The sequence below is a fragment of the Microbacterium sp. NPDC055502 genome (assembly GCF_053643635.1).
The window spans coordinates 1037928-1062544 of record NZ_JBSHKJ010000001.1 but is presented as its reverse complement, the minus strand read 5'-3'; the positions used below and the strand labels follow the sequence as shown (position 1 = coordinate 1062544).

The window sequence follows — 24617 nt, the reverse complement described above, 5'->3', positions numbered from 1 at the left end:
CTGGACGGATGACCGAGTCCGTCCCACGCCGCGCCAGCCTGGAAGTGCTGCGCGCCGAAGCGGCCGACGAACTCGCCGTGCTGATCCAGGAGCGGCTGCTGGGCGGGGAAGACCCGTGGGAGTTCATGGAGGAGCTGCCGAGCGTCGACGAGCTCGTGGTGTACCTGCTCCGCGCTGACAACATCGCCGCGAACGACGGTGTGCGACCCAACGCCGCGCGTCACTACCGGGTGCTGCGACAGATCGCCCTGGAGTACCCGGAGCTCACCCGGGCGGTGTGGGGGCTGCTCGACGAACAGCAGCGCCATCGCCGGTGGGATCCGCGCATCGCCGACGCCTCCTGACGGCTCTTTCGATTCCTCCGCGCGGCGTCCGCACGCACCGGCGGTGAGGCTCGACACGCGTGGATGCGTGGGGCGTTGCAACGGCGTGTGCGCGCGATGCGGCGGCGCGGGAAATGCGTGGGCTGGGCGGGCGAGGGGACGGCATCGGGCGATACACGGGCGTGCGGGCGCGACGTGGCGGGGCGGGCGATGCGTGAGGCGGGCGCGATGCGGCGGCGCGGGGGATGCGTGGGCCGGGCGCGCTGCAGCGCGGGGGGCGGTGTGGGGGCAGTGCGAGGTGGGTGCGCGGCCGGCGCCGGGGCGAGGGAGGCGGATGATCAGGGACGGGCGCGACGCACAAGACTTCTGAACATGATTTTCATAAATCGCTTCATGCTGGTAAAAAGGTGACAGCAACGCGGCGGGGCGGGCACTGACCGGCACTTCCGTGTGTTCATGAAAGACAAGGGAGTTCGCCATGACGTCACGCCTACGCATCGGAGCGGAGCGTGCAGCAGACCGGGCCGACCTGATCCCCGGGAGCAGGATCGGCCTGCTCACCAACTTCACCGGGACCATGCCCGACCTGTCCCGGAACATCGATGCGTTCACGACCGCGGGTGTGCGACTGCATCACCTGTTCGGCCCCGAGCACGGTCTCGACGGCTCGGTGCAGGCGGGGGAGAGCACCGCGATCGAGCGCGACGAACGCTCCGGGCTCCCGTTCAGCGACACCTACCTCACCGAGGGTGCGGCGCTGGACGACATGATCGCCGCGTCCGGCGTGGATGCCCTCGCCTTCGACATGCAGGACATCGGGGTGCGCTTCTACACCTACATCTGGACCATGTACGACGCGATGCGCAGCGCCGCGCGCCTCGGGCTGCCGTTCACCGTGCTCGACCGACCGAATCCTTTGGGCGGCGCCGTGCTCGCGGGCCCCGGGATCGAGGGCGAGCGCTTCACGAGCTTCGTGGGGCGCAGCGACATCCACCAGCGCCACGGCCTCACCGCCGGGGAGCTGGCACGCCTCTTCGCGCGCCGCGACCTCGCCGCGGAGGGCCTCGAGCTCGACCTGCACGTGGTGACGCTGACGGACTGGGACCCCACGCGGGACTGGACCGCCACCGGACTGCCGTGGGTGCCGCCGTCGCCCAACATCCCCACGCTCGACTCGGTGTACGCGTTCGCCGGCACCGGGCTCGTCGAGGGCACGACCCTGAGCGAGGGGCGCGGCACCACGCGGCCGTTCGAGACCATCGGCGCTCCGTTCCTGACGGCCGCGTTCGCGGAGGACATGCGCGGACGCGAGCTGCCGGGTGTGCTGTTCCGCGACATCGCCTTCCAGCCGACGTTCCACAAGCACGTGGGGGAGACCGCTCGGGGCGTGCAGCTGCACATCACCGACCACCGGGCGTATGACCCGGTGGGGACCGCCCTGGCGGTGCTGGAGGCCGCCCGTACGTCGGCGCCGGAGGACGTGCACAGCCTGGATGCGGGACAGCGGCTCGATCCAGGCGACTCCGGCTACGCGCTCGACCGCCTGTGGGGGTCCACCAGCCTCCGTGAGGCGCTGAACGCCGGGCGGGACCTGGCGGCGCTGTCCGCGGGGCCTCAGCGGGTCGCGGACGCGTACGGCGACGACGTGCTGCTCTACCCGCGCTGAAAACTATTTCCGTCATGTTAATCGTGACCAAAACTTATTGACATCGACGCGACGGTGAATGTACTTTCATTCCCATCGCGCTGCCGCACCCCCCTTCACCCGAGGAGATATCAATGGAGAGCATCGTCCGGACCTTCCGCGCGGGAGACGGCCCCGAGATCGCGCGAGCCTGGACCGAAGCGGCCCCCGCCGACGGCATCAGCTACGAGCGGTTCCGCGACCTGATCCTGCTCGACCGCAACTTCAACGCCGACGGACTCTTCCTCGCCGAGTCCGACGGCGACATCGTCGGCGCGGTCTACGCCGTCCGCCGCCAGATCGCGGCCGACGGCGACGACCTGGAGCCCACCTCGGGCTGGATCCCGTTCTTCTTCGTCGTCCCGTCAGCCCGACGCCACGGCATCGCCACCACCCTGATGGCCGCCGCGAAGGAGTGGCTGCGCGGGCACGGCGTCGAGACCGTCTACTTCTCGTCGTACACGCCCAACTACTTCCTCCCCGGGCTCGACGCCGACCGCTACCCCGAAGCCGACGCGTTCCTGCGCTCCGTCGGCTTCCAGACGCAGTACACCTCGGTCGCCATGGACCGTACGCTCAACGACTACGCCATGCCCGACGACGTGCGCGCCCGCATCGCCGAGCTCCGGGACCAGGGCTGGACGTTCTTCTCACCGACGGGCGACGACCTGGTCGACCTGATCGAGATCGCCGGCACCTTCAACGCCGACTGGTCGCGCGGTATCCGCGAGGGCGTGCTCGGCGGACAGTCGCTCGAGCGCATCATGGTCTGCCGCAACCCCGAGGGCGCCATGCTCGGCTGGGCCATGCACGGCACGTACGAGAACGTGCTGGAGCGCTTCGGCCCGTTCGGGGTGCTGCCGGAGAGCCGCGGCACGGGACTCGGGAAGATCCTGCTGCACCTCACGCTCGAGCGCATGCGTGCCCTGGGCGCCCACAGCGCCTGGTTCCTGTGGACCGAGGAGACCTCCGCCGCCGGACACCTGTACCTGAACACCGGGTTCGAGATCACTCGCACCTTCACGATCCTGCACGCCCCCACCGCCGCCTGACGCGGCCCACCCGAGAGGAATCACATGAAGTCTGCAGCACAGCGTCACCGCCGACGCCTGGTGACCACCGTCGCGCTCACGGGCGCGGCCGCGCTCGCCCTCGCCGGATGCACCACCGGGGCGGAAGGGGGCGGAGACGACGGCGTCGTGAAGCTCACCTTCCTCAGCCACTACGGCAGCGACCCGTTCAAGACCGGGATCGGCGACCTCATCGACCAGTGGAACGAGGAGAACCCCGACATCCAGGTGACCTCGCAGGCCGTCAACTTCGACGAGCTGCTCACCACCCTCAACGTGCGCCAGACCGGCGGACGCGGCGCCGACATCGTCAGCTCGTACTCCCTGTGGGGTGGGCAGCTGCAGGCCAACGGCGTGCTCTCCGCTCCGCCCAAGGACGTCGCGGCCGACATCACCGACAACTACAGCCCCGCGGCGCTCGCCTCGGTCACGACCGGTGACGGCGAGATCCTCGGATACCCGACCGAGTTCAACACGTACGCGCTGTTCTACAACAAGCAGCTCCTCGCCGACGCGGGCTACGACGCCCCGCCGGCGAACTGGGACGAGCTGGTCGAGGCCGCCAACGCCACCACGAAGAAGGACGGCTCGGGCAACACGATCGTGCAGGGCCTCTCCCTCATCCAGGACGGCGACAACCACACGGTGCACCCGTTCCTGTCGCTGCTCGACTCCGCCGGTGGCGAGTTCCTCGCGGCCGACGGGAAGTCCGCCATGGACGACAAGGCCGAGGACGTGATGCAGCTCGAGTCCGACCTGGCCGAGACCGGCGCCACCTCGACCTCGATCATGCCGACGAAGGCGTTCCCCACGGGCGGCGTGGCCATGGCCGTGCAGGCCGGCTGGTGGATCGGCAGCCTGAAGGCCTCGATGGGCGACGACTACGCCAACGTCGGCGTCGCCCCCGTGCCCGGCCCGGAGACCGGTGACGTGGGCTCCCTCGCCTACAGCTTCTTCACCGGCGTGAACTCCGGCAGCCAGCACCAGGAAGAGGCCTGGAAGTTCCTCAGCTGGCTCAACTCGCACGAGAACGAGGACGGCGTCACCGCCCTCGGCGACTTCCTCGCCACGCAGGGGCTGATCCCGCCGCGCACCACGGACGCGGAGATCCTCGGGCCGAAGTACCTCGCCGAGGAGCCGAACCTCGAGGCGATCTACGCCGCCGCCGACTACGCGATGGCCGAGTCGAACGCGTCGAACGCCTACGAGGCGAAGACCGCCACCAACACGGCGCTCAACGACATCATCGTCAACGGCGCCGACGTGAAGACCACCTTCTCGAAGCTGGTCAAGGAGATCGACGCCCAGTAGCACCACCGGAGGGCGGGGACCACGCGCGTCCCCGCCCTCCACCCCGAGACCACCCACGGAGGGCCGATGGCCAACCCCACTCTCATGACGGCGGCGCAGGAAGCCGCGGAGGACACGATCGCGGTGACGACGGTCGGGAAGAAGGCCAAGCCGCGTTCGCGTCGGTTCCGCCGCGAAGCCCGTGCCGGCTACCTGTTCCTCGCGCCCTCCCTGCTGTTCTTCACCGTCTTCCTGATCCTGCCCACGTTCTTCGCGATCTTCCTGTCGCTGTCGACCTGGGGCGGATACGACCTCACCAAGATCGAGTTCACCGGGTTCCAGAACTACCTGGAGATCCTGCAGATCGACAGCACGTTCGTGCAGCCGATCCTCATCAACACGTTCCTGTTCGCGATCATCGCCGTGATCCTCGCGGTCGGCGGCTCGGTCGTCGTCGCCCAGCTCATCGAACGCCTCAAGTTCCAGGGATTCTGGCGGTTCCTGTACTTCCTCCCCGTCGTGGCCACCGTGGTCGCGATCGGCAATGTGTGGAAGATGCTCTACCAGCCGGCCGGCCTCATCAACGCGGTGCTCAACGCCCTCGGCGTGAACTCCATCGGCTTCCTGTCCGACCCGAACCTCGCCCTCCCCGCGGTCGCCGTGGTGCAGGCGTGGGCCTCGATCGGCGCGGCCGTGCTCATCCTCACGGCGGGCATCAAGGGCATCGACAAGACCATGTACGAGGCCGCGGAGATCGACGGCGCGAACTCCTGGCGCACGTTCTGGAGCATCACGCTGCCGCTGCTGCGGCCCTCCCTGGTGTTCGTCTTCATCACCCAGTGCATCGCCGGCTTGCAGTCGTTCGCGCTCATCATCGTGATGACCAAGGACGGCGGACCCGCGAACGCCACGAACGTCGCCGCGTTCGAGATGTACCAGCAGGCGTTCAAGTTCGGCGCCTGGGGTACCGCGAGCGCCATGGCCATGGTGCTCTTCCTGATCATCTTCATCATCACGCTGCTCCAGCTCTGGATCAGCCGTCGCACCGGAGGAGACGACTGATGGGCGTCCGTCAGCGCAAGCGCCACCCGTTCCCGTGGATCTCCTACCTCGTGGTCGCCATCGGTGGCGTGATGATGGTGGTCCCGTTCTTCGACACGGTCTTCAGCTCGCTGAAGGGCCCCGGTGAGTACGGCATCTTCCCGTACCGGTTCTTCCCGGAGAACTGGACCTGGGACAACTACACCGCCGCGTTCGAGCAGCTGCAGCTGGACAAGCTGTTCTTCAACAGCACGGTCGTGACGCTCGTGGTCACCGCGTCGGTGCTCATCACCTCCGCGATGGCGGGCTACGCGCTCGCGAAGCTGCGGTTCCGCGGTCGCGACGTGATCTTCCGGTTCGTGCTCGCGACCATGATGCTGCCGCCGTTCCTGCTGCTGATCCCCGACTTCCTGATCATGCTGAACTGGCCGCTGGTGGGCGGCAACAACATCCTCGGCCAGGGTGGCTTCGGCGGTATGACGAACAACATCGTCTCGCTCATGCTGCCGTTCCTCGTCAGCGGGTTCGGCATCTTCCTGATGCGCCAGTTCATGGTGGGCGTGCCCGACGAGATGCTCGAGGCCGCGCGCATCGACGGTGCGGGGGAGTGGCGGCTGTTCTTCAACATCGTGCTGCCGCAGGCGACGCCGGTGGCCATCACCCTCGGCGTGATCACGTTCGTCGGCCAGTGGAACGAGTACATCTGGTCGTCGCTGATCGCCTCCGCCAACCCCGACCTGATGACGCTGCCCGTCGGCATCCAGATGCTGCAGAGCTTCATCGACCCGAACCGCACCATGCCGATCGTGATGGCCGGCATCGTCATCAGCACCCTCCCGGTGCTGCTGATCTTCCTCTTCCTGCAGAAGTACTACGTCCGCGGCGTCATGCTCAGCGGAATGAAGTGACCCCCACGAAACGGAGTGATGACAATGGGTAGGACCGTACTCGCCATCGGCGGGCACATCGGCGACATGGACCTCACGGCGGGTCCGACCCTCGCCAAGATGGTGCAGGAGGGGGACCGGGCGATCATCCTCGCGTGCACCTACGGCGAGCGGGGCCACCCCACGATCGCGCCCGACGAGTACCGGAAGCAGAAGGTGGCGGAGGGCGAGGCCTTCGCGGCGGCGATCGGTGCCGAGTTCCGCGTGCTGGACTACTCCGACGGCTTCCTGCCCGACGACGACTCCGCCGCGGAGCAGATCGCTGACATCATCCGGCAGGAGAAGCCCGAGATCCTCATCACGCACTGGACCACGAGCATCCACCGCGACCACGAGCGCGCGGCGATCCTCGCGGAGCGCGGCCGGTTCCTCGCGTCTCTCCCCGTGGACAGCCCGTACGGACGCCACGGCATCTCGCAGTTCCTGCACGCGGACAACTGGGAAGACGCGGAGGGTTTCACGCCCGACCTGTACGTCGACATCCCCGACGCCGCGTTCGAGACCTGGCGGGCGGCCATCCAGGGCCAGGCCTTCGCCCGCGGAGAGACCTACGGGTTCCGGTACATCGACTACTACAGCGCAAACATGCTCGCGAAGGGCTGCCTTGCCGGCACCACCCGGGCGTGCGGCTTCAAGCGCGGCGACAAGGGCGCCGAGCTGGCAGGGCCGTGAGCCCCGAGCGCTCGACCGAAGGGCCGGAGGTGCGTCTGCGCCTCCGGCCCTTCCGCGTGGGCGACGAGGACGACCTTGCCGCCGTGTGCCTGCGCACGGGGGACTCGGGCGCCGACGCCACGGGCCTCTACCGCTCGCCACGGCTGCTGGGGGAGGTGTTCGCGCTGCCCTACGCGGCGTGGAGCCCCGAGACGTGTCTCGTGCTCGACGCCGGCGACCGCGTACTCGGGTACGTGGTGTGCGCGCCCGACACGACCGCGTACGAGCAGTGGTTCCGGCACGCGTGGTGGCCTCCCCGCGAGGCGCGGCACCGGGGCGACCGTGCCGACGGGGGCAGGGATGCGACCATCGTCGCGTTCGCCCGGAGGATCGGCGAGGGTCGGGTGCCGTTCGTGGACCGCTACCCCGCGCATCTGCACATCGACCTGCTGCCCGAGGCGCAGGGCCACGGGTGGGGGCGGCGGTTGATCGACACGCTCGCGACGCTGCTGCGCGACCGGGGCGTGCCGGGGATGCAGCTGACCGCCGGGACGCGCAACACCGGCGCCATCGCGTTCTACCGTCGCCTCGGCTTCGCGGAGCTGCGTCGGACGGACGACGGGGTGACGTTCGGGATGCTTCTCGACGACGTGACCCCGCGGCACTGAGGGCCGGGGACGCAGAAGGGGCCGCACCCCCGGGAGGTGCGGCCCCTTCTCGTCGTCCGGGGAGGATCAGCCGATCACCTGCCCGTGCTCAGTCGTCCTGGGTTCTTCGTCAGTCTTCCGGTTCACGTCTTCTCGGAGGCGGCGAAGCTCCGCATGGACGCTGTCTCGAAAGCGCCGGATCATCACGATGAGCGCGACAAGGAGGATTGCCGGAGAGGCGACAAGGAGGACGCCTACGCCAACGATCATCGGGTTCATCGCTTGTCTCCTGTCCGCCTGTTGAGCACTCCAGCAACTGCCGAGCCAGGCAGTCTTCATGTAACACGCTAGTCGCGAACGACCGATCCACGCCACCCAATGGAGACTGGTCCATAACGCCGCGGCACTGAGGGGCGGGCACGCAGAAGGGGCCGCACCCCCGGGAGGTGCGGCCCCTTCTCGTCGTCCGGGGAGGATCAGCCGATGAAGTCGGCGAGATCCTTCTCGAGGGCGAACTTCGGCTTGGCGCCGATGATGGTCGTCTTGACCTCGCCGCCGTGGAAGACCTTCATCGCCGGAATCGACGTGATCTGGTACTTCATGGCGAGCTCGGGGTTCTCGTCGACGTTGAGCTTGAGGATGGTGATCTTGTCGGGGTTGTCGGCCTGGATCTCGTCCAGCACCGGCGCGACCATACGACACGGACCGCACCACTCGGCCCAGAAGTCCACCAGCACGGGACCATCGGCCTGCAGCACGTCCTGCTCCCAGGTCGCCTGGCTCGTTGCCTTTGCACTCATCAGAGTTCTCCTTGTTCGAGGTTCGCCTGCTACAACAACGGGCGAGGGGAAAGTGTTCCCGGCGCTGATCAGGCCGTGATGACCTCGGCGGCCTCCGCGGCGGGGACTTCGACCGAGGCGTCCTCCAGATCGGCGAGGAAGTGCTCCGCGTCGAGCGCGGCGACCGTGCCGGTGCCGGCGGCGGTGATGGCCTGACGGTAGGTCGGGTCGATCACGTCGCCCGCCGCGAACACCCCGGGGACCGAGGTGCGGGAGGAGCGGCCGTCGACCCAGATCGTGCCCTCGGACGTGAGCTCGAGCTTGTCGTGCACGAGGTGCGTGCGCGGGTCGTTGCCGATCGCGATGAAGAGGCCGTCGAGGGGCAGGTCGCGCAGCGAGCCGTCGACCGTGGACCGCAGCTGCACACCGGTGACCGCGGTCTCGCCGAGGATCTCCGCGACCTCGCTGTTCCACACGAACTCGATCTTCTCGTTCGCGAACGCCCGCTCCTGCATGATCTTCGAGGCGCGCAGCGTGTCCTTGCGGTGGATCACGTACACCTTGTCGGCGAAGCGCGTGAGGAAGGTCGCCTCCTCCATCGCCGAGTCGCCGCCGCCGACGACCGCGATGGTCTTCTGGCGGAAGAAGAAGCCGTCGCACGTGGCGCACCAGGACACGCCGAAGCCCGACAGGCGCTCCTCGCCCTCGATGCCGAGCTTGCGGTAGGCCGAGCCCGTCGCATAGATGATGGTCTTCGCCTCGTGCGTGGCGCCGGAGCCGAGCGTGACCTTCTTGACCGGGCCGGCGACATCGAGCTCGGTGACGTCGTCGTACAGGACCTCGGTGCCGAACTTCTCGGCCTGCTCCTGGAACTTGGCCATCAGCTCGGGGCCCTGGATGCCCTCCGGGAAGCCCGGGTAGTTCTCGACCTCGGTGGTGTTCATCAGCTCACCGCCGACCTCGACCGAGCTCGCGATGAGCAGCGGCTCCAGGTTCGCGCGTGCGGCGTAGATGGCAGCCGTGAATCCGGCGGGGCCGGAGCCGATGATGATGACCTGACGCATGTGATCTCCGTTAGAAAGGCGGTGCCGTCGAAAGACGTCCGACTGCTTCAACCCATGGTAACCGCGGGGCATTCCCCAGCGGCAGGCGCGCGCGGGCCTCAGCGACCAGGGAGGAAACGGCGCATCAGGCCGCCCGCCGCCTTCAGCTCGGGCGCCCGCATCGCCGCCAGCAGCGCGATGTAGACCGCGACCACGACGAGGCCGATGATCGCCGTGCCCACGGCGCCCTGGATCTTGTCCGAGGCGGTCCAGCCGCCGGCGCCGCCCATCAGCTGGAACACGCCCCACCCGGCGAAGCCCGCGGGAATCGCCGCCACCGCGAAGCGGCCGATCGAGGTCGCCCACGTGCGCACGCCGAGACCGCCGAGGCGACGATGCAGAAGCCAGGTCGCGACGATCGTCTGCAGGGTGCTCGCGACGGACTGGCCGAGGGCGACCGCGGCCGCGAGCATCGTGATAGGGATCACCCCGGCCTGGTACAGCCCGCCCGCGAGCAGCGCCGTCGCGACGATGAGGACGCACTGGAAGATCGTGAACCAGAACGGCGTGCGGGTGTCGTCGTAGGCGTAGAAGGTGCGCTGCACGATGAACAGGATCGTCAGCGGGATCAGGCTCACGAGATAGCACAGCAGCACCAGCGCGGCGGCCTCGGCGTCGGGCGCGGAGCTCGTGAACACGCGCGACGCGGGGATCGCAGCGGCGGCCACGGCGGCGACGGCCGCCACGATGAAGAACAGCAGCGTGCGGATGCTGCGCGAGATGTCGGCGCGCACCTCGGGGTCGCGTCCGGCCGCGGCGTGCTCGCTGATCTGCGTGAAGTAGGGCGTCCCGATCGACAGCACGATCACGGAGTACGGCAGCATGAAGATCAGCCACGCGTTCGCGGTGACCGTCGCGGAGGCGCCCGAACCGGAAGCCTCGCTCACGATGTTGCCCTGGAGCACGCCGGCGGCCAGGCTCGCGAACGCCATCAGGAAGGTCCAGCCGGCGAGCTTGCCGACTGTGCCGAGGCCCACGCCGCGCCAGTGGAAGTCGGGCTTGAGGGCCAGCCCGGTGCGCCGCCAGAACACGAGCAGCACCAGCGCCTGCAGCGCGATGCCGAGCGTGGCCGTGCCGCCGAGCGTGGCGATCATCGCGGGCGTCCACTCCGCCGCCTTCGTCGGCACCGGGGCGAACAGCGCCCCCAGGATCAGGAAGCCGATGATCGAGACGATGTTGTTGACGACCGGTGCCCACGTGAACGGGCCGAAGATGCGTCGCGCGTTGAGGGCCTCGCCCAGCAGCGCGTACAGGCCGTAGAAGAGGATCTGCGGGAGGCACCAGTAGGCGAGCGCGGTCGCCAGGGCCTGCGCCTCCAGCGGCGCCCGGCCAGCGACGAGCACGACCAGCCACGGCGCGGCGATCGTCGCGACAGCGGTGGTCGCGACCAGCACGACCGTGCCGAGCGTGAACAGCTTCGAGATGAACGCGTTGCCGCCGTCGGCGTCGGCCGTGGCCTTCACGATCTGCGGCACGATCACCGCCGTCAGCACGCCGACCGAGATCAGCGAGAACACGCTGTTGGGCAGGGTGTTGGCGAAGGTGAAGGCGTCGGCGGCCTCCGAGCCCACGGCGCCGAGCACGCCCACCAGCACGATGCTGCGGAGCAGACCGGTGAGGCGTGACACCAGGGTGCCGGCACCGATGATGGCGCTCGCGCGTCCGAGGCTCGTCACGGGGTCTCCTTCGTCGGCGGGGCGTCGCGGTCGAGTGCGCGCTCCTGCGCCGCCGCCTCGGCCTCCTTCTCCTCGATCAGCTCGTCGACGGCCACCTCGACCGCGTGCTCCTCGATGGCCTCCCGGCGCTTGCGGCGCACCGTGCGCACCACGCCGAGGGCGATGAGCAGCACGGCGAGGCCGCCGAACACCACGAGCCCGATCGTCTCCCCCTCCGCGCGCACCGCCACCCGCACCGACTGCTCGGACTGGATGGGCACGCCCGTGGGGCTGGACAGGCTGAGCCGGAGGTCGAGCTCGCCGCTGCCCACCCGCGCCGACACGGGCACCTTGACCCGCGTGCTCGACTGGGGCTGCACGACCGTCTCGATCATGGGCTTCACCTCGAGGCGCGGGTCGCTCGGCGAGGCGGACAGCCGCACGGTCACCGGCCACGGGAGGTCGTTGCGCACCGCGATCGGCAAGTCGGCGTTCGCGGTGAGGAGCTGGATGGTGCTCGACGGGGGGATGCTCACGCTCGACAGGGTCGTGGTCGTGCGGGCGCGGTGGGCCGCGACCTTCTCGGCAAACGCGGCGTCGGACGACCCCACCGCGATCGTGCGCAGGATGCGCATCCGCTCCGGGGCGAGCAGCACGTCGGGCTCGCTCAGGATCGACGAGAACGCGGTGAGCGACTGTTCGTCGGTGAGCAGGTTCACGAGGTCGGCCGAGCGGGGGGCGGCGGCCGCCTCCGGCAGCGTGACCGCGACGGGAGCGGCGGCGCGGACCGTCGACAGCTCGAACCCGACGGAGTCGGCGGCGGAGATCGCGTCGCGCAGTGCGTCGGCCGTGCGGGTCTCGTCGCGGTCGAGTCCGACCAGCAGCGGTGCGCCGCCCGTGGCGCCCTGCGCCAGGAACAGCTGCGCGGCGGCCTCCGCGAGCAGACGCTGCCGCACGACCGGATCCGACGCCCCGGCGGCGCCCGAGAGCGCAGCGGACGTCGCGGCGTCGGTCACCAGCAGGTCCTGTCCGCCCGCGGTGGCGTATGCGGCGGTGGGTCCGCCGACCGTGTCGGACGACACGACCGTGGTCGTGCCCTGGCCGAGGTACCCCGCGAACGCCGTCACGTCGGCCTGGGTGAGGTCCTCCTCCGGCCACACGATGCGGGGGAGAGCGCCGTCGACCTCGGTGAGCGTCGCGTCGTCGGGCAGGGCGGGCGCGTTCGTGCTCCCCGGCGAGGGGCTCGGTGTCGACCCCGGCGCGGACGTGGGCTCGGCGGTGGCCTGCTGCTGCGGGAACGCGGCGGGGTCGAGGAGGGCGGCGAACGGCAGCGGGGACAGCAGCGCGCTCAGGCCCGTCTGCGCCTGCACCGTGACGTCGGCATCACCGAACTGCAGCGCGAACCGGGGGTTGGGGAGCTCGTCGAGCCGCGTCAGCCACTCCCTCGCCGACTCCGGTGCCGCGGTGCCGAGGGCGCGGATCGACGCGAGGATCGCGGGGTCGATCGCGAGTACGGCCGTGGTGCCGGAGACCCCGTCGAGCTGCGCCGTGAGCGCGCCCTCCGGTGCGGTCAGCGTCGTGAGCTCCTCCGCCGTCAGCAGGGCGCCGCCGGCCGGGGTCGCGGTGACGGGCACGAGGACGCCGACCGGGCTCGCCGAGGACGCGTTGACCACCAGCACGCTCGTGGCCGTGGTGTCCCACGTGGCCGCGCGCTCGCCGCCGGTGTCGCCCGTGCGCGCCCCGGTCAGTGCCGCCCGCAGCGGGTAGACGCCGGGGGCCAGGGTCTCGATGGTCTCCTGCGGCACGAACACCGTGGTCGTGGCGATGCCGTCCGGGTCGGCGGCCTTCGACGCCTCGTCGCCGAGCGAGACGAAGGAGCCGTCCGTCTCACCGTCGTCGAGCCAGTCGCTCACGGCATCGGAGGTGGGGAGGGGCGTGCTGCCGAGCTCGATCTCGACCCGTCCGGCGCTCAGCTCGGTCTCGGTGCCGTTGGTGATCGTGACGACCGCTGACGTGGAGGTGCCGGGGGCGACCACGCCCCGCAGCCCGGCGGAGACGTGCAGCTCGACCGTGCGGGTGTCGTCGTCGCCCTTCTGATCCGCGGCGGCCGCGACCGCGGGAACCGCGACGGCGCACACGGAGGCGGCGATCACCGCGGCCGCCAGCCGTCGCAGGCGCACACGGAGGCCCGTGTGGGGGGTGATCGCGGTCATGAAGGTCTTCCTCGAACGCCGGGGAGGGGCGGATCGTGAGTACTGACCCTGCGATTCTAGGAGGCGCGAGGGAGGAGAACCCTGAAGACGCGTAGAGTGACGGCCGTGTCCGACGCCCCCGCACCCGTCCCCGACCCCGTCCGCAGCGCCCGCCTCGCCGCCGATCTCGACGCCGCCGACCTGCGGTCGGACCCGCTCCGGCAGCTGTGGGGCACGGAGGCCGACGACGCGCTCGGCCGCGGCATGCGCGAGCCGATCCTCCGCGCGATCGCCGACGACGACGGTGTGCTCGCGACCCTCGGCCGCCTGTTCGTGCTCGGGCTCCCGCAGCCGGAGGCCGCCGTCGCGTCGGCCCTCCCGACGCTCGGAGTGGATGGACTCGTGGCCCTGGGGCTCGCGCGCGTCGAGGGCGACACGGTCGCACCGTGCGCGCTGCTGCGCCCGCAGTCGTTCGTCGACGCCGACGGGGTGGGCGAGTGGTGGATCGCGAGCGACCTCGATGAGGTGGCGCTGGACGGCCCCTTGCCCGCCGACCACGTGCTGGGCGTGGGCGGGGCGTCGCGCACCCTCGCGGAGACCGTCGTGCCGGTGCAGGTGGAGCGCGCGCTCGACCTCGGCACGGGCTGCGGCATCCAGGCGCTGCTGGTCGCCCGGCGCGCGGGCACGGTGGTCGCGACCGACATCTCCCGCCGCGCCCTCGCCTACGCCGAGCTCAACGCGCAGCTCAACGGCGTGACGAACATCGACTTCCGCCACGGCAGCATGTTCGACCCGGTCGCGGGGGAGGCGTTCGACCTGATCGTGTCGAACCCGCCGTTCGTGATCACCCCGCGCACCGAGGGCGTGCCCGCGTACGAGTACCGCGACGGCGGGCTCGTCGGCGACGCGCTGGTGGAGACGTTCGTGCGCGCGGCCCCGGCGCACCTCACCCGCGGGGGCATCGCGCAGCTGCTCGGCAACTGGGAGTCCCGGCAGGGCGTCACCGGGCTCGCGCGGCTCGAGGCGTGGGTGCCCGCCGACCTCGACCTGTGGGTGATCGAGCGCGAGGAGCTGACGCCCCTGGCGTACGCGGAACTGTGGATCCGCGACGGAGGGACCACGCCCCGCGATGCCGCGTTCGTGCCGCTGCTCACCGCGTGGCTCGACGACTTCGCGGCCCGCGGCGTGACCGCGGTCGGGTTCGGGTACGTGCTGCTGCGCCGCGGCGGCGGCGAGCCCCTACGGCGGGTGGAGCGGCTCGGACAGTCGGTGTCGAACGTGGGCGCGGCGCTCGCCGCGGGGCTCGCCGCGCACGACGTGCTCGCGGCGGGGCTGCCGTCGACGCTGCTCGTGGCGCCCGACGTGACCGAGGCCAGACACCTCATGCCGGGCGACGACGACCCCAGCGTGATCGAGCTGCGGCAGGGCGGTGGCTTCGCGCGCACGGTGGGGGTGGACTCCGCGCTCGCCGGGTTCGTCGGCGCGTGCGACGGGGAGCTCACGGTGGCGCAGATCGTCGGCGCGCTGGCCGACCTGTTCGACGTGCCGCTGGCGGACCTGTGGGCCGACCTGGAGCCGAAGATCCGCTCCCTCGTGCGGGACGGCTTCCTGACACCGGGGGAATAGACGCGGCATCCATGCGTTCGAATACATCATGAAGGCTTTCGGATTCCTCTCCTTCGGGCACTACGCAGACGTGCCCGGCTCGGCGACCCGCACCGCGGGCGACATGCTGAAGCAGACGATCGAGATCGCGGAGGGGGCCGACGAGCTGGGCGTGAACGGCGCGTACGTGCGCGTGCACCACTGGGCGCGCCAGGCGGCCTCGCCCATGCCGCTGCTGACCGCCATGGCCGCGCGCACCGAGCGCATCGAGGTCGGCACCGGCGTGATCGACATGCGCTACGAGAACCCCTTCCAGTTCGCGGAGGAGGCCGCCGCGCTCGACCTCATCGCCGACGGCCGCATCGCCCTCGGCGTGAGCCGTGGTTCACCCGAGACCGCGCTGCGCGGCTACGAGACGTTCGGCTTCCGCGACACCGAGGACCCGGAGCGCGGCAGTGTGCTGGCGCGCGAGAAGTTCGAGATCTTCCTGCGCGCCATCGACGGGGAGCGCCTCGCCCCGGGCGACCCGCGCATGGTGGGTGCCGGGCAGTACCTGGCCATCGAGCCGCAGTCGCCCACCCTCCGCGACCACATCTGGTGGGGCTCCGGCTCGCGCGCCACGGCCGAGGAGACCGGACGCCAGGGCCTCAACATGATGAGCTCCACCCTCGTGACCGAGGCCACGGGACAGCCGTTCCACGAGCTGCAGCGCGAGCAGATCGACCTGTTCCGCGCCGCGTACAAGGAGGCCGGGCACACCGGGACCCCGCGGGTGTCGGTGAGCCGCAGCGTCTTCCCGCTGATCTCCGACATGGATCGCGCCTACTTCGGGCTGCGCAGCGAGGAGAACGGCGACCAGATCGGCGTGATCGACGGGTTCCGCTCCACGTTCGGCAAGACCTACGCCGCGGAGCCCGACGTGCTCATCCAGCAGCTGCTCGCGGACGAGGCCGTGATGGCCGCGGACACCCTCATGCTCACGATCCCCAACCAGCTCGGCCCGGAGTACAACCTGCACGTGCTGGAGGCGTTCGCGGAGCACGTGGCCCCGGGGCTCGGGTGGAAGCCGAACACCGAGGGACCCGTGCAGGGCGACCCGGTCGCCTGACGCCGGTCGCCCCGCGCCGTCCGCGGCTCGGATCAGCCCTTCGCGGGGCCGAACAGCTCCTCGCCGTGCTCGTGCAGGAGCTTGTACGCGTCGGCGAAGGTCTGCGGCTCGGGCTCGCCGGGCGTGCCGTAGCGCGCGATGAGCAGGCCGAGCAGCCCGCGTGCCGGCGGGGTCAGCGGCTTGAGGTGGTCCGCCTCGTTCGGCTGCGGCGTGCCCTCCTCGGGGTTCGGCGGCGTGTAGGCCGGGGTGGTCACGGGCCAGTCGGCCGGATGCCGCGGTCTGTCGAGGTTCACCACGTTCATGAGCGTGTTCGCCGACTGGTCGCGGTCGTTGAGCGGCTTCAGGCCGTGCAACCGCGACAGCGTCGCGGTGACCGAGCCGTGGTGCATCTCGTCGTGGATGATGGTGCCGCGGCGGGTGTACGCCGACACCGCGATCGCGGGCACCCGGCAGCCCAGACGGTCGAACGTGAAGCCCATCTCGCCGGCCTTCGTGTCGGGCGTCGGCTTCGTGGCGGCGGGCGGCGGCACGTGGTCGTAGCAGCCGCCGTGCTCGTCGAACGTGATGAGCAGCAGGGTGTTCACGGCGTTCGAGCCGTCGGGCGTCGCACTCGTGCGCACCGCCTCGTAGATGTCGTGGATCAGGCGGTCACCGGCGCGCACGTCCGAGATGGCGCTGTCGAACACCGGCTCGCCGTCGACCACGCTCTCCCGCGGCGACCCGAACGGCGGGTGGAAGTCGTTGTGGTCGTAGACCATCCGCGGCTCGATGAACGCGTAGGCGGGGAGGGTGCCGTTCTTCGCGTCGGCGTAGAAGTCCTCCATCGTGCCGAAGTGCTCGGTGCGCCAGTACTTCTCCAGCACCGCGGCGTGCAGCATGCCCGTGAACGACACGAGCTGCAGCTTGTCGATGTAGATCTTCCAGCTGACCTTCGCGTCTTCCAACCGGTTGAACACGGTGGGTGCCGCGGGGGCGTCGATCCACTTCTTGTAGCCGCCGCCGGCCTGGTTCGTGACGAATCCGTGCGAGGTGGACGCGTGGAAGAACGAGCGGTTGCAGAACGTCTGCGAGGGGACGGCCGCGTACCAGTGGTCGAACACGGCGAACTCCGACGCCAGGGTCGACAGCACCGGCAGCATCTCGGGCGAGAACGAGCCCATGATGTGCCGGGCCTCGTCGACGCTCGGCTCCTTGCCGCCGCGGAGCCGCCGGAAGTTGATGATGTAGTCCTCGAGGAAGCCCGACATCGTCGCCTTCTCACCGTGCGTCGGGGCGTTGAACGGCGCGGACATCTGGTCGACGAACAGGTCAGCGTTGGTCTTCGGGTCGACCGTGCCGAAGATCTGGGTGTTGACGTGCGGGTACTCCTCGCCCGGGTCGGGGTCGGGCAGGCTCATGATCCGGTCGGTGTCGCCCTGGTAGACATGCGCATCGACCACGGTGCCGTCGGCGGCCGTGTTGCTGTGCGAGCCGAACGCGAGACCCTCGAACGTCTCGCCCTTCGGCAGCGTGTCCTTCGTGTAGAGGTAGCCGAGCAGGTTGTCGAACGAGCGGTTCTCGCCCATCACCACGACCACGTGGTCGAAGCCCGGCTCCTTCCGCGGCGTGAGGGCGGCGAACGGATCATCGCCGGTCGCGAAGCCGTCGCGCGGGTTGTTCCCCGCCACGGACGCGCCGATCGCCGCGCCTCCGGCCCCGCCGATGACGGCCCCCGCGAGTGCGGCACCCCCCACCTTGAAGAACCCGCGGCGGGACGTGTCGCGGGGGGCGGGAGACGGGGAGGGGGAGTCTTCGTCGGCCATGCGCCGATCCTATGACCGGGCGGGGCGGCTCCGCAGGGGTTGGGCGCTGTTCACAACTCCGGAGAAATCGAGCCCCATGGCCGGATCGCAGCGCAGGAGACGACGTGTCGCCCGAGAACTCCGGAGTTGTGAATGGTCGAGGGCGGGTCAGGCGGCGGGGATCCAGAGCACGGCGCCGTCGCGCCAGCCGAGGCCGGCGGGGCCCTCGGGGATCGGCTGCTCGTGGCGGGGGCGGACGACGCGCAGCCGCTTCCCGGCGAACTCGACGATGTAGACCACGTCGGCACCGCGGTACACGTGCGCCACGACCTCGACCGCCACCGGGGCGTCCGCGCCGACCGCCGGCGCCAGGTGCAGGTCCTCCTGACGCAGCACCACCTCGCCCGAGCCGTCGGCGCCCGCACCGGTCAGCGGCACCTGCACGCCCGTGCCGTCGACCGTCGCGGTCACACCGGAGCGGGTCGCGGGGAGCAGGTTCGCCGCCCCGATGAAGTCCGCCGCGAACGGGGTGCGCGGGGAGCCGTACAGCTCGGCGGGCGCACCCTCCTGCTCGATCACGCCGCCGTTCATCAGTACGATCCGGTCGGACAGGCTCATGGCCTCCTCCTGGTCGTGCGTGACGAACACCGTGGTGAGGCCGAGGGTGCGGTGCAGCTCCTTCAGCTCGACCTGCATGTCTTCCCGCAGTCGCGCGTCGAGGTTCGACAGGGGCTCGTCGAGCAGCAGCACCCGCGGCTCGAACGCGATCGCTCGGGCGAGGGCCACGCGCTGCTGCTGGCCGCCGGACAGCTGGGCGGGCATGCGGTCGGCGAGGTGACCCATCTGCACGCGCTCCAGCGCCCGCACCGCGAGCTCCTTCTGCTCGGCCTTGGGCTTGTCGCCGGCCATCCGCAGCCCGAAGCGCACGTTCTCGACCACGCTCATGTGCGGGAACAGCGCATAGCTCTGGAACATCATGCCGAGGTGCCGCTTCTCGGGCGGCAGCTTCGTGACGTCCTGTCCCGCGATCTCGATCGTGCCGCTGGTGGGCGACTCGAGCCCGGCGATGCAGCGGAGCAGCGTGGTCTTGCCGCAGCCCGACGGACCGAGCAGCGAGACGAACTCGCCGGACCGCATCGAGAGGTCGATGCCCTTGAGCACCTTCGTCCCCTTGAAGTCCTTGGTGAGTGAGGTGATGGTGAGCGTTGTCATCAGACGAACAACCTTCCCAGGCCGATGATGCGTTCGAGGACGATCATGAGGACGACGGTGAGCAGGACCATGAGGGTCGAGACGGCCGCCACGGTGGGCGACGTGCTGAACTCCAGCTGGCCGTAGATGGCGATGGGCAGCGTCTCCAGCTGCGGAGTGCGCAGGAAGAGGGCGATGACCGCATCGTCGAACGAGATGTTGAAGGCGAAGAACGCGCCGGCCGCGATGCCGGGGCGGGCGATGGGGAGCACGACGAGCCGGTAGCGGTTCCAGGTGCTGGCGCCGAGGGTGCGCGCGGCCTCCTCGGTGAAGTGGTCGGCGCGCGTCATCACCCCGGTCACGGTGCGCATCACGTACGGGATGGCGATGACCACGTGGATCGCGATCAGCACGCCGACGTTCGGCGAGCCGATCGTCAGGGACGCGATCGACAGCGCACCGATGGCGAGGATGATCGTGGGGATCGTCAGCGGCGACATCAGCAGCGCCTGGATCGCGGCCCCGCCGGGGACGCGGAAGCGGGTGAGCGCCAGCGCGGCCGCCGTGCCGATCGCCGCGGCGACGATCGCGACCGTCACACCCACCACGAGGCTCAGGCGGAACGGCTCCAGGTAGGTGTCGGAGGTGAGCGCCTCCACGTACCAGTCGAGCGTGAAGCCCTGACCGGGGAACGTGAGGAAGCGGTTCTCGCCCACCGAGGCGCCGGCGACGACGAGCAGCGGCACGAGCATGTACAGCGTCACGACGACGCCGAGGAGGATCGCGAGGATCCGGCCGAGGATCGGAACGGAACGGACCATGGTCACACCTTCTGCTTCCCGAGCCGGGACGTGGCCGCGAGCACGAGCATGACGCCCGCGAACAGCAGCACGGCCTGCGCCGCCGCGAACGCCCAGTCGAGGTTGGTGGTCGCGTCGACGTAGATGGTCTGCGCGAACACGGGGATCTGCGAGCCGCCGATGAAGCGGGGGGTGATGAACGAGCTCACCGACAGCACGAACACCAGCGAGGCGCCCGCGACGATGCCCGGCACCGACAGCGGCAGCACCACGTGGCGCAGCGTGCGCCAGAAGCCGGCGCCGAGCGTGCGCGACGCCTCTTCCAGCTGCGGCCTGATGCCGGAGATCACGCCGAGGATGCTGAGCACCGCGAACGGCAGGAGCACCTGCACCATCGCGATCACCACGCCCGTCTCGGTGCCGAGGAAGCCCTGGGTGCCGCCGACGAGGAGCTCCGCGCCGGGGATCTGCATCATCAGGCCCGACGGACCCATCAGCACCACCCAGCCGAACGTGCGCACCACGACGCTGGTCATCAGCGGCAGGATCACCACGATCAGCAGGAACGAGCGCACCTTCGAGCCGGCCCTGGCCATGATGTACGACAGCGGGATGGCGATGACCAGCGTGATCACCGTCTGGATCACCCCCAGGCGGAGCGAACGCAGCGCCGCCTGGAGGTGATATTCGCTCGCGAACAAGCGGGTGAAGTTGTCGAGGGTGAACCCGCCTGCCGGCGATTGCACGCTCATGAGAAGCATGCCGGCCACCGGGGTGAGGAAGGCGAGCGCGAGCAGCACGATCGCCGGCAGGAGCAGGAGCCAGGGCTCCCTACGGGTTCGGACGCTCATTTGGTGATCAGCGCATTCCACTCGTCGGTCCACGCCTGACGCGACGCGGCGATGTCGCCGGGCGCGTAGACGACGACGTCGTCGAGCTCGTCGCCGGTCAGCACGGACTCGGCCGCCTCGTCCGACAGCTCGGCCTTGGTGTTGACCGGGGAGTAGCGCATGTTCTCCGCGAAGACGGCCTGCGCCTCCGGGCGCAGCTCGAAGTCGATGAACAGCTTCGCCAGGTCGGGGTTGTCGCGACCCTCGACCACGTTCGCGGTGATGAGCGACGCCGTCGCACCCTCCTCGGGCACGATGAACTCCACCGGGAGACCCGCGTCCTGCAGCGTGCCCGCGTAGTCCATGGCGTACGGGGCGAGCCAGGTGTCGCGCTGGGCGAACGCGGTCTGCAGGTCGGGCGAGGTCGGCACCACGATCGCGTCGCCCGACGAGGCCAGGGCCCCGAGCTCCGAGATCGCCTCGGACGGGTCGTCGATGCCGCCGCCGAGGGTGTCGGCCACCCGCAGCATCGACAGCACGCCGTACGTGTTCGAGAAGTCGGTCAGCGCGATGTGACCGGCGTACGCGTCGTCGAACAGGTCCTCCCACGAGGTGGGCGCCGGAGCGTCCGCCTCGGTGTTGTAGACCAGGCCGATCGGGGCGAGCTGGATGACGGGGCCCTCGCCGCGCTCGAGACCGGCGGTCGCGATGTCGATCAGGTCGCCGGACTCCGACAGGTCGTCGGCGGCGATCGGCGCGATGAGGCCCTGCTCGGCGGCGGTGAACTCCTGGCCGCCGGAGAAGTGCACGACGTCGATCTGCGGGCTCGCCTTCTGGGCGGTGACCTGCGCGAGCGCGTCGGCGCTGTACAGGGTGATCAGCTCGACCTTCGCGCCCGTCTCCTCTTCGAACGGGTCGACGACGGCCTCGATGAAGGCCTTCTCCCAGTCGCCGCCGAACGACGTGACGACCAGGGTCTCGCCGGCGAACTCCTTCTCGCCGCCGGACGCGGAGGACTCGTCGTCACCGGCGGCACAGCCGGCGAGGACGAGGGCGCCGGTGGCGACGAGCGCTCCGGCGGTGAGGATTCTGCGGGTGTTCATGCACTGCTCCTTCGGGATGGGTCCAGCACGGGGGGAGGGGTGACGCCTAGAGGCGTCCGAGGGTGAGCTGCTTCGCTCCGTCGATGCGGATCGCGGCGCTCTCCTGAGCGAACTCCGCGAGTCCTTCGGTGATGCCGGCCCAGATGTTGACGGGTGTCCATCCGAGCGGGCCGAGAATACGGGCACCACGATCGTAGAAGACGCCGATCTCATACCACTCGAACGGCAGTCCGCCCATCTGCATCGGGCGCTGCCAGTACCACTGCAGATCACCGGGTGCGGGCACGACCTGCTGGTTCTCGGCGGGCACGGCCTCCGGGTCGAAGTTCTGCGCCTCCTCGGGCAGTCCCATCATGACCTCGGGCCCGGCGTACATCGCGTGCATGGTCTGCATGGTGACCGGCTTCTCCAGCGCGCCCCACATCGCCTCGCACGTGCGGGGGGCGAGGTCCTCGAACAGCGTGGCGACGGCGCGGACGCCGTTCTCGTACTCGAGGAAGATCTGCTTGGTCATCGGGTTCCTTTCTTTGCGGCGGAGGATTCCGCCGCTCGTTCACGGGCGGCCTCGACGAACGCCGCGAACAGCGGGCGCTCCTCGGCGGCCTCATCGGGGTCGATCATCTTCTCGGGGTGCCACTGCACCGCCCAGAAGGGCCAGTCGCCGTCGGTCTCGACGGCCTCGACGATGCCGTCGGGCGCCCAGGCCACGGGCCGCAGGCCGGGCGCGGACCGATCGACGGACTGGTGGTGGATGGTGTTCACGGTCCGCTCGGTCGTGCCGTACAGGGCGGCGAGGCGGCTGTCCTCGGCGAACACGACGGGGTGGCGTGCCGAGAGCTGCTCGTCGGCGCCGCGCACCGGATGGTGATGCTCGGTGGCGGGGATGTCGACGATCAGCGAGCCGCCGAAGGCCACGGTGCTCACCTGCAGGCCGCGGCAGATCGCGAGCACGGGGAGGCCGCGGTCGCGGGCACCGAGGGCCAGGGCGATCTCGTAGCCGTCGCGGGCGGAGTCGTACGTCTTGTCGTCCTGCGGGGCGGCGCCGTAGCGGGAGGGGTGCACGTCTTCCCCGCCGGAGAGCACCAGCCCGTCGAGACGGTCGAGCACCTCGTCCACCCCGCCGGTGGGCGGCAGCAGGACGACGGCGCCGCCGGCCGCCTCGACCGGCGCGGCGTACTCGGCACCGAGCGTGTGGGCCGGGCGACCCGTGCCGAGGTCGGTGTCGATGAGGCGGCGCCACGTGGTGATGCCGATGAGCGGGCGGGTCACGACAGCTCGATCCAGGTGGTCTTGAGGTCGGTGAACTTCTCCATCGCGTGCAGGCTCTTGTCGCGCCCGAAGCCGGAGCCCTTGACGCCCCCGAACGGGATGGTCATGTCGCCCTCCTCGAAGCAGTTGACCCACACGACCCCGGCGCGCAGGCGCCGCGAGAGGGTGTGCACGGCGTTGAGGTCGGTGCTCCACAGCGCGGCGGCGAGCCCGTACTCGGTGCCGTTGGCGATGGCCAGGGCCTCCTCCACGTCGTCGTACGCGATGACCGAGAGCACGGGGCCGAACACCTCGCGCTGTGCGACCTCGTGCTGCGGGGTGACCCCGAGCACGACGGGGGCGAAGTAGCTGCCGCCGTCGACCGCGGCGAAGCGCTCGGGGCTGCCGGCCGCCAGCTCGCCGCCCTCGGCCTGTGCCCGCTCCACGAAGCCGGCGATGCCGGAGAGCTGCTTCTCGCTGACGATCGCGCCCATCGAGGTGCCCACGTCGAACGGGTCGGCCGGGAGCGTGGTGCGGGCCACGTCGGCGGCGATCTCCAGGGCGCGGTCACGCTGCGCCCGCGGCACGAGCAGCCGCGACGAGGCCGTGCACATCTGGCCCTGGTTGTAGAAGCAGCCGTCGGCGGTCGCCCGCACGGCGCGCTCCAGGTCGGCGTCGGGGAGCACGAGGCTCGCGGTCTTGCCGCCCAGCTCGGGCCACACCCGCTTGCCGTTCGAGGCGGCGGCGTAGCCGAGGAACCGGCGGCCGACCTCGGGGGAGCCGGTGAAGGTGACGACGTCGACGTCGTGGTGCTCGCCGAGGGCCCGGCCGGCGATGTGCCCGGCACCGGGGGTGACGTTGAGCACGCCGGCGGGGATGCCCGCCTCGTGCGCGAGCTCGGCGAGGCGGAGTGCGGAGAAGGTGGTGTGCTCGGCGGGCTTGAGCACCACGCTGTTGCCGACCGCGAGCGCGGGGGCGAGCTTCCACGCGGTCATCGTGAGCGGGAAGTTCCACGGTACGACGGCGGCGACCACACCGGCGGGTTCGCGGGTGACGAGGGCGAGGCTGCCCGGCGCGGTGACGGGCAGCTCGTCGAGCACCTTGTCGACGGCCTCGCCGTACCAGCGGAAGCAGTTCACCACGGCGCGCAGTTCGGTCTGCAGGGCCTCGCGCACGGGCTTGCCCATCTCCAGCGAGATGGTGAGGGCGAGCTCTTCGGCGTTGTCGTGGATGAGCTGCGCGAACGCGATCAGGCGCTGCCCGCGCTCGCGGGGGGCGATGCGCGACCAGACGCCGGAGTCGAACGCGGCGCGGGCCGAGCGGACGGCGCGGTCGACGTCGGCGTCCGAGGCGGCGGCGATGGGCGGCAGGGCGCGACCGTCACGCGGGCTGACCGGGGCGAGCGGCTCGGCGGTGCCGTCCTCCCACGCGCCGTCGATGAACATGCGGGTGCGCAGGGTGAGCGTCGCCGCGCGGTCCGCCCAGTCGTCTCCAGTAGCCGTGAACACGATCGTCCTCTCCAGGGGTGATGGCCCTGGAGAGGATACTCGCCCTATTTCGCCACTAGGT

Annotated in this window: 23 protein-coding genes; 10 read left to right on the top strand and 13 right to left on the bottom strand. The window is 70.3% G+C overall.

Annotated features, from left to right (window positions below):
• Positions 1–8 precede the first annotated feature (8 nt).
• The 8 genes from ACWH95_RS05295 (at position 9) to ACWH95_RS05260 (ending at position 7674) form a co-directional block, all read left to right on the top strand.
• Positions 9–344 (top strand): tryptophan synthase subunit alpha, encoded by a 336-nt coding sequence (locus tag ACWH95_RS05295; protein ID WP_454120315.1) that lies wholly within the window; start codon positions 9–11, stop codon positions 342–344.
• Between the two features lie 457 nt (positions 345–801).
• A complete protein-coding gene (locus tag ACWH95_RS05290; protein ID WP_454120314.1) occupies positions 802–1989 on the top strand; it encodes an exo-beta-N-acetylmuramidase NamZ family protein in 1188 nt (395 codons plus the stop codon).
• Positions 1990–2102: 113 nt separating this feature from the next.
• Entirely contained in the window at positions 2103–3059 is a 957-nt protein-coding gene (locus ACWH95_RS05285) for a GNAT family N-acetyltransferase (protein WP_454120313.1), read from the top strand.
• A gap of 24 nt (positions 3060–3083) precedes the next feature.
• Positions 3084–4388 (top strand): extracellular solute-binding protein, encoded by a 1305-nt coding sequence (locus ACWH95_RS05280; protein ID WP_136033767.1) that lies wholly within the window; start codon positions 3084–3086, stop codon positions 4386–4388.
• Between the two features lie 66 nt (positions 4389–4454).
• The gene (locus tag ACWH95_RS05275) at positions 4455–5429 is read left to right on the top strand and encodes a carbohydrate ABC transporter permease (protein WP_205812707.1); all 975 of its coding nucleotides are present in this window, start codon (positions 4455–4457) and stop codon (positions 5427–5429) included.
• Positions 5429–6316 carry a carbohydrate ABC transporter permease gene (locus tag ACWH95_RS05270; RefSeq protein WP_136033769.1) on the top strand — a complete coding sequence of 296 codons (888 nt, stop codon included), beginning with the start codon at positions 5429–5431 and terminating at the stop codon, positions 6314–6316. The genes ACWH95_RS05275 and ACWH95_RS05270 overlap by 1 nt, the downstream gene beginning before the upstream one ends.
• A gap of 24 nt (positions 6317–6340) precedes the next feature.
• Positions 6341–7027: a PIG-L deacetylase family protein gene (locus tag ACWH95_RS05265; RefSeq protein WP_136033771.1), complete on the top strand. Its 687-nt coding sequence runs from the start codon at positions 6341–6343 to the stop codon at positions 7025–7027.
• Positions 7024–7674 carry a GNAT family N-acetyltransferase gene (locus tag ACWH95_RS05260; RefSeq protein ID WP_240744642.1) on the top strand — a complete coding sequence of 217 codons (651 nt, stop codon included), beginning with the start codon at positions 7024–7026 and terminating at the stop codon, positions 7672–7674. The genes ACWH95_RS05265 and ACWH95_RS05260 overlap by 4 nt, the downstream gene beginning before the upstream one ends.
• Before the next feature lie 66 nt (positions 7675–7740).
• Here the strand turns inward: ACWH95_RS05260 and ACWH95_RS05255 are convergent, their stop codons facing one another.
• From ACWH95_RS05255 to ACWH95_RS05235, 5 genes are all read right to left on the bottom strand, one after another.
• A complete protein-coding gene (locus ACWH95_RS05255; protein WP_454120312.1) occupies positions 7741–7932 on the bottom strand; it encodes a hypothetical protein in 192 nt (63 codons plus the stop codon).
• A 197-nt stretch (positions 7933–8129) separates the two neighbouring features.
• Positions 8130–8453: a thioredoxin gene (gene trxA, locus ACWH95_RS05250; RefSeq protein ID WP_136033773.1), complete on the bottom strand. Its 324-nt coding sequence runs from the start codon at positions 8451–8453 to the stop codon at positions 8130–8132.
• 68 nt (positions 8454–8521) lie between these two features.
• Positions 8522–9496 carry a thioredoxin-disulfide reductase gene (gene trxB, locus ACWH95_RS05245; protein WP_136033775.1) on the bottom strand — a complete coding sequence of 325 codons (975 nt, stop codon included), beginning with the start codon at positions 9494–9496 and terminating at the stop codon, positions 8522–8524.
• A 98-nt stretch (positions 9497–9594) separates the two neighbouring features.
• Positions 9595–11211, bottom strand: coding sequence for a murein biosynthesis integral membrane protein MurJ (gene murJ / locus ACWH95_RS05240; RefSeq protein ID WP_452313000.1), 1617 nt, complete (start codon positions 11209–11211; stop codon positions 9595–9597).
• Positions 11208–13403, bottom strand: coding sequence for a DUF6049 family protein (locus tag ACWH95_RS05235; RefSeq protein WP_454120311.1), 2196 nt, complete (start codon positions 13401–13403; stop codon positions 11208–11210). The genes murJ and ACWH95_RS05235 overlap by 4 nt, the downstream gene beginning before the upstream one ends.
• A gap of 96 nt (positions 13404–13499) precedes the next feature.
• On the opposite strand from ACWH95_RS05235, the gene ACWH95_RS05230 reads away from it, so the two are divergent.
• Both ACWH95_RS05230 and ACWH95_RS05225 read left to right on the top strand, forming a co-directional pair.
• The gene (locus ACWH95_RS05230) at positions 13500–15008 is read left to right on the top strand and encodes a DUF7059 domain-containing protein (protein WP_247638030.1); all 1509 of its coding nucleotides are present in this window, start codon (positions 13500–13502) and stop codon (positions 15006–15008) included.
• Between the two features lie 28 nt (positions 15009–15036).
• A complete protein-coding gene (locus ACWH95_RS05225; protein ID WP_452313002.1) occupies positions 15037–16095 on the top strand; it encodes an LLM class flavin-dependent oxidoreductase in 1059 nt (352 codons plus the stop codon).
• Between the two features lie 32 nt (positions 16096–16127).
• Here ACWH95_RS05225 and ACWH95_RS05220 read toward each other — a convergent pair whose 3' ends face one another.
• The 8 genes from ACWH95_RS05220 to ACWH95_RS05185 form a co-directional block, all read right to left on the bottom strand.
• Positions 16128–17897, bottom strand: coding sequence for an alkaline phosphatase family protein (locus tag ACWH95_RS05220; RefSeq protein ID WP_447653420.1), 1770 nt, complete (start codon positions 17895–17897; stop codon positions 16128–16130).
• Between the two features lie 147 nt (positions 17898–18044).
• Positions 18045–19088 (bottom strand): ABC transporter ATP-binding protein, encoded by a 1044-nt coding sequence (locus tag ACWH95_RS05215; protein WP_136037432.1) that lies wholly within the window; start codon positions 19086–19088, stop codon positions 18045–18047.
• On the bottom strand, positions 19088–19888 hold the full coding sequence (locus ACWH95_RS05210) for an ABC transporter permease (protein ID WP_206252167.1): 801 nt from the start codon (positions 19886–19888) through the stop codon (positions 19088–19090). The genes ACWH95_RS05215 and ACWH95_RS05210 overlap by 1 nt, the downstream gene beginning before the upstream one ends.
• A 2-nt stretch (positions 19889–19890) precedes the next feature.
• Positions 19891–20718: an ABC transporter permease gene (locus tag ACWH95_RS05205; RefSeq protein WP_136037433.1), complete on the bottom strand. Its 828-nt coding sequence runs from the start codon at positions 20716–20718 to the stop codon at positions 19891–19893.
• Positions 20715–21800 carry an ABC transporter substrate-binding protein gene (locus ACWH95_RS05200; RefSeq protein WP_136045691.1) on the bottom strand — a complete coding sequence of 362 codons (1086 nt, stop codon included), beginning with the start codon at positions 21798–21800 and terminating at the stop codon, positions 20715–20717. Before ACWH95_RS05200 ends, ACWH95_RS05205 begins: the two co-directional genes overlap by 4 nt.
• Positions 21801–21846: 46 nt before the next feature.
• Positions 21847–22314 carry a DUF3830 family protein gene (locus tag ACWH95_RS05195; RefSeq protein WP_136033794.1) on the bottom strand — a complete coding sequence of 156 codons (468 nt, stop codon included), beginning with the start codon at positions 22312–22314 and terminating at the stop codon, positions 21847–21849.
• The gene (locus ACWH95_RS05190) at positions 22311–23069 is read right to left on the bottom strand and encodes a gamma-glutamyl-gamma-aminobutyrate hydrolase family protein (RefSeq protein WP_378822228.1); all 759 of its coding nucleotides are present in this window, start codon (positions 23067–23069) and stop codon (positions 22311–22313) included. The genes ACWH95_RS05195 and ACWH95_RS05190 overlap by 4 nt, the downstream gene beginning before the upstream one ends.
• On the bottom strand, positions 23066–24556 hold the full coding sequence (locus ACWH95_RS05185; RefSeq protein WP_136033798.1) for an aldehyde dehydrogenase family protein: 1491 nt from the start codon (positions 24554–24556) through the stop codon (positions 23066–23068). The genes ACWH95_RS05190 and ACWH95_RS05185 overlap by 4 nt, the downstream gene beginning before the upstream one ends.
• Positions 24557–24617: the final 61 nt, after the last annotated feature.

Bases quoted from the DNA above. Each gene is read 5' to 3' on its own strand.
- ACWH95_RS05295 (WP_454120315.1), top strand. From the start codon at position 9: ATGACCGAGTCCGTCCCACGCCGCGCCAGCCTGGAAGTGCTGCGCGCC.
- ACWH95_RS05290 (WP_454120314.1), top strand. From the start codon at position 802: ATGACGTCACGCCTACGCATCGGAGCGGAGCGTGCAGCAGACCGGGCC.
- ACWH95_RS05285 (WP_454120313.1), top strand. From the start codon at position 2,103: ATGGAGAGCATCGTCCGGACCTTCCGCGCGGGAGACGGCCCCGAGATC.
- ACWH95_RS05280 (WP_136033767.1), top strand. From the start codon at position 3,084: ATGAAGTCTGCAGCACAGCGTCACCGCCGACGCCTGGTGACCACCGTC.
- ACWH95_RS05275 (WP_205812707.1), top strand. From the start codon at position 4,455: ATGGCCAACCCCACTCTCATGACGGCGGCGCAGGAAGCCGCGGAGGAC.
- ACWH95_RS05270 (WP_136033769.1), top strand. From the start codon at position 5,429: ATGGGCGTCCGTCAGCGCAAGCGCCACCCGTTCCCGTGGATCTCCTAC.
- ACWH95_RS05265 (WP_136033771.1), top strand. From the start codon at position 6,341: ATGGGTAGGACCGTACTCGCCATCGGCGGGCACATCGGCGACATGGAC.
- ACWH95_RS05255 (WP_454120312.1), bottom strand. From the start codon at position 7,932: ATGAACCCGATGATCGTTGGCGTAGGCGTCCTCCTTGTCGCCTCTCCG.
- trxA (WP_136033773.1), bottom strand. From the start codon at position 8,453: ATGAGTGCAAAGGCAACGAGCCAGGCGACCTGGGAGCAGGACGTGCTG.
- trxB (WP_136033775.1), bottom strand. From the start codon at position 9,496: ATGCGTCAGGTCATCATCATCGGCTCCGGCCCCGCCGGATTCACGGCT.
- ACWH95_RS05235 (WP_454120311.1), bottom strand. From the start codon at position 13,403: ATGACCGCGATCACCCCCCACACGGGCCTCCGTGTGCGCCTGCGACGG.
- ACWH95_RS05225 (WP_452313002.1), top strand. From the start codon at position 15,037: ATGAAGGCTTTCGGATTCCTCTCCTTCGGGCACTACGCAGACGTGCCC.
- ACWH95_RS05220 (WP_447653420.1), bottom strand. From the start codon at position 17,897: ATGGCCGACGAAGACTCCCCCTCCCCGTCTCCCGCCCCCCGCGACACG.
- ACWH95_RS05215 (WP_136037432.1), bottom strand. From the start codon at position 19,088: ATGACAACGCTCACCATCACCTCACTCACCAAGGACTTCAAGGGGACG.
- ACWH95_RS05210 (WP_206252167.1), bottom strand. From the start codon at position 19,888: ATGGTCCGTTCCGTTCCGATCCTCGGCCGGATCCTCGCGATCCTCCTC.
- ACWH95_RS05205 (WP_136037433.1), bottom strand. From the start codon at position 20,718: ATGAGCGTCCGAACCCGTAGGGAGCCCTGGCTCCTGCTCCTGCCGGCG.
- ACWH95_RS05200 (WP_136045691.1), bottom strand. From the start codon at position 21,800: ATGAACACCCGCAGAATCCTCACCGCCGGAGCGCTCGTCGCCACCGGC.
- ACWH95_RS05195 (WP_136033794.1), bottom strand. From the start codon at position 22,314: ATGACCAAGCAGATCTTCCTCGAGTACGAGAACGGCGTCCGCGCCGTC.